Raw genomic sequence first — 2,656 nt, forward strand, 5'->3', positions numbered from 1 at the left:
GCGCCGGCCAGCATGATGGCCGGCGCGGCCGGCCGTGGGTTGTTCTTTTGTTTCATGAGCCGTTTCCGCTTGAGGGAAACATAGAGAGAACAGACATCAGACGGAGGAGGGGAGTCTGCTGTGACGACCAATCGAAATCCGAAACGTCCGTCCGGCGGGAAGACATCCGGGAAGGCGGAGAAGAAAAAACGCGGCGGCAGAAAAAGGGGAAGACACTGGTTCGGCTGGTTTCTGGCCACCGGTTTTCTTGCGGTCGTCTGCGCGGTGGTCGGCTATCTCCTGATCGTACTGAACGGAGAACGGATACTGGCGGCGAACCAGAAAGCGTTCGAGTTCGCCGAGACGACGATCATTTACGACAAGGACGGCCGCGAAGCGGCCGCGCTTGCGACGGTGGAGAACCGGGAATATGTGGAATTCGGGGATATCCCCGAGATGGTGTACCGCGCGTTCGTCGCGGTGGAAGACCGGCGCTTCTATGAGCATGAAGGCGTCGACTTTTGGGCCATCGGCCGCGCGATCGTAAAGGACATCATGGCGAGGAGCATGGTGGAAGGCGGCAGCACGATTACGCAGCAGCTCGCGAAGAACATGTTTCTCAGCCATGACAAGACGTTCTTCCGCAAGGCGTCGGAAGCGTCGATCGCCGTGGCGCTCGAGAAGAATCTGTCGAAGGACGAGATTCTGGAGCTGTATCTGAACCGGATCTATTTCGGCAGAGGCGCGCACGGCATTCTGGCGGCGTCCAAGCTTTATTTCGGCAAGGATGATCTGAACAAGCTCGAGATCTGGGAGATTGCGACGCTGGCCGGCATTCCGAAGGCGCCGAACGTTTACAACCCGATCAGCAACCATGAGCGGTCGCAGGAGCGGATGGCCGTCGTGCTTTCGCTGATGGAGCAGCAAGGACTGATCACGGCGGAGCAGGTGGAAGAGGCGAAGAAGAAGGCGGCCGCATACGAGCCGCCGGAAGACGCGTATGCGGGCGCGGCATCGCAGAAATATCCGGCTTTCGTCGACTTTGTCGCCACCGAAGCGGAACGGGTGACCGGACTTACCGAAGAAGAGCTTCGCGTCGGCGGATACAGAATTTACACGACGTTGAACGTTAACGCCCAGCAGATCGTCGAGAAGGCGTTCGCCGATCCGGACAATTTCGAGGAGAGCGCGGATGACCGGATCGTCCAGGGTGCGATGGTCATCATCGATCACCGGACAGGCGAGATCGAAGCGATGGCCGGCGGACGCGAGTATCAGAACAAGGGGCTGAACCGGGCGGTGCAGCCGCGGCAGCCGGGTTCGGCGTTCAAGCCGATCGCCGTTTACGGCCCGGCCCTCGAGTCGGGCGACTGGTACCCCTGGTCCAGCCTGCAGGACAAGAAACAATGCTACGGCGATTACTGTCCGACCAACCCGGGCGGCAAATATGCGGGCTCGATCGCGATGCGCCAGGCGCTCAAAGAGTCGCGCAACGCCTCGACGGTCTGGCTGCTCAACGAAATCGGCGTGGACCGCGGCCTTGAATTCGCGAAGCGGCTCGGCATCGAGCTGGATGCGAACGACCGCAATCTGGCCATCGCCCTCGGCGGACTGACGCGCGGGGTGACGCCGATGGAGATGGCGACGGCCTACAGCGTGTTCGCCAGCGGAGGCGTGTCGGTCGATCCGCACGCCATCGTGCGCATCGAGGACCGGAAAGGCAAGGTCATCTACCAGTACAAGGCGCCGGAAGCAAAGCGGCTCATCAAGCCGGAGACGGCCTGGTACATGACGGAAATGCTGCAGGCGGTGCTGGAGAAAGGCGGAACCGGCACGAAGGCGCGCATCAACCGCCCGGTCGCGGGCAAGACCGGAACGACCGAGCACGGCATTCCGGGCTTCAAGTCGAGCGCCAACCGCGACGTCTGGTTCGTCGGCTATACGCCGGAATGGACGGCCGCGGTCTGGATGGGCTATGACCGCACGGATGAGCAGCATGTGCTGAAACGCGGCAGTTCGATGGCGGCGGCGCTGTTTGCGAAGGTGATGGGGGAAGCGCTGAAAGATATGCCGGCTTCGTCTTTCACGAAGCCGGAAGGCGTGAAACTGGTCGCCAAACCGCCGACCGTCGGCGGGTTCTCCGTCGTCTGGAGCGATGCGGATCTCGGCGTCCGCCTGTCGTGGTCGCGGCAGGGCGATGGACTGCTCTATCGCGTCTACCGCAAGGCGGAAAACGAGGACGAATTCGAGCTGCTCACCGTGACGGGAGAGACGACGGCGATCGACATGGCGGTCGAACCCGGCGTTACGTACGAATACTACGTGACCGCCTACGACAAGGAGCACGCGCTCGAAGGCGACAAGTCGACGATCCGCGGCGTGACGGTGCCCGATTCGATCTGGCCGGATCCGGAGCTGCCGGACGGTTGGCCGGACGGCGAGCTTGACGGCGGCTGGCCGTTCCCCGGCGACATCTTTGACCCCGATGGCGGCGACAACGGCGGTCAGAACAACGGGCAGAACGGCGGTGTCGGCACGCCCGACGGAGGATGGAACGACGGAGGAACGAACAACGGCGGAATGAACAACGGCGGTATGAACGACGGCGGAGGATCGAACGGCAGCCAGAACGGCGAGTGGCCCGGCGGCGATTCCGGAAACGGCGGCGCCGGGCTGC

General features: G+C 62.7%; 1 protein-coding gene. It reads left to right on the forward strand.

Going from position 1 to position 2,656, the window contains the following annotated elements:
- Positions 1-120: 120 nt before the first annotated feature.
- The coding region (locus tag KJQ12_RS02745; RefSeq protein ID WP_213483387.1) for a transglycosylase domain-containing protein at positions 121-2,656 on the forward strand (2,536 nt) is incomplete at its 3' end.

Source organism: Thermobacillus xylanilyticus (genome assembly GCF_907165215.1).
GTDB lineage: Bacteria > Bacillota > Bacilli > Paenibacillales > Paenibacillaceae > Thermobacillus > Thermobacillus xylanilyticus.